At 62.1% G+C, this 1,070-nt stretch carries 4 protein-coding genes; 1 reads left to right on the forward strand and 3 read right to left on the reverse strand.

The window, feature by feature from the left end:
• Positions 1–266 (reverse strand): hypothetical protein (locus BM150_RS23570; protein WP_139219663.1); only part of this gene is annotated, 266 nt, incomplete at its 3' end.
• A 129-nt stretch (positions 267–395) separates the two neighbouring features.
• Here BM150_RS23570 and BM150_RS23575 point away from each other — a divergent pair.
• Positions 396–581: a hypothetical protein gene (locus BM150_RS23575; RefSeq protein WP_092930306.1), complete on the forward strand. Its 186-nt coding sequence runs from the start codon at positions 396–398 to the stop codon at positions 579–581.
• Between the two features lie 38 nt (positions 582–619).
• Here the strand turns inward: BM150_RS23575 and BM150_RS23580 are convergent, their stop codons facing one another.
• Complete coding sequence (locus tag BM150_RS23580; RefSeq protein ID WP_092930309.1) at positions 620–805, reverse strand: hypothetical protein; 186 nt, start codon at positions 803–805, stop codon at positions 620–622.
• 13 nt (positions 806–818) lie between these two features.
• A partial coding sequence (locus BM150_RS23585; protein ID WP_217641920.1) for a hypothetical protein occupies positions 819–1,070 on the reverse strand: 252 nt, incomplete at its 5' end.

Below are 1,070 nucleotides of genomic sequence, written 5' to 3' on the forward strand. Positions count from 1 at the left end.
GGCTCGGGCTCGGGCTCGGGCTCGGGCTCGACGACGGTGAGCATAGAGCGGACCTCGCCAGCGCTCCGCAAGATGGACCACCGCTTCGCGGTGAAGCCGCGGTCGGACAGGTACTTGGTCACCTCGTCCCAGGTGCCGCGCTGGTTGGGGCCTCCGGTCAGCCGGATACGGGCCACGCGGTGCTCGGTAGCGCCGAGCACGTCCACTCGTTCGATCACCAGGTGACGGGCGTTGCGGGTGCTGGTGATGCTGGCGCGGTAGTCCATCGGTGTCTCCGTTGCCTGTAACTTTGTCGCTTACACAGACAAAGTTACAGGCAACCGCAAACCTTGTCAAACTTAAAGACAAAGTTTCTGGGCAGATCATCCGGAACGGTGACACAGTACGGTGGCGTCATGGCGGATATCATCGAACTTGTATACGGCCCGCTGGACGGGATGACGTTCCCCGCCGAGGGCATCGACACTGACGGGCCGGACGCTGGGGGATACATGGTGGTGGATGGCTACGAGCAGCGCGCCGTGTACGAGCCGGAGAACCCCGGCGATCGGTGGTGGGTGCACCGTGGGTGGATTCCCTGAATGCTGCCCCGGAGCCGTTGGAGCTCCGGGGAGTGGGATCACTGGGGGTCAATCCTGGCGTGCGTGACGGTGAACATGTCCAGCACGTCACCGTTGTAGGGCACGCGTTGCGCGCTACCGAGCGCGTTTGTCACGCGGTTGGCAGCGCTACGGGGCATGGTGATCTGCTCTCGTGTTCCGTCGCGATACGTCACGGCGACGGTGACCGGTTCGGTGGGGTCCATGAGGGGGTTCCCGTCAGGATTCGTGGAGCTGTTGGATATCGGTGAACAGTTCCCCGAAGAGTTCGAGGAAGTCTTCGAGCTGTTCGGCCAGTTTGTGGTTGTCCTGCTGTTTGGCCTTCTCGGCGCATTGCACCAGGTCCAACAGCACGTGCTCATAATGAGCGGACTCACCGATGTTGGTATCGATTCCGATATCGGTGAGTTCTTCGAGTCGTTCGCGCGCCTCGTCAGCGTCCATCGTGACCTCCCTTTCCTGGTTGTGTTC

It is taken from the genome of Actinopolyspora alba (assembly GCF_900112765.1).
Lineage (GTDB): Bacteria > Actinomycetota > Actinomycetes > Mycobacteriales > Pseudonocardiaceae > Actinopolyspora > Actinopolyspora alba.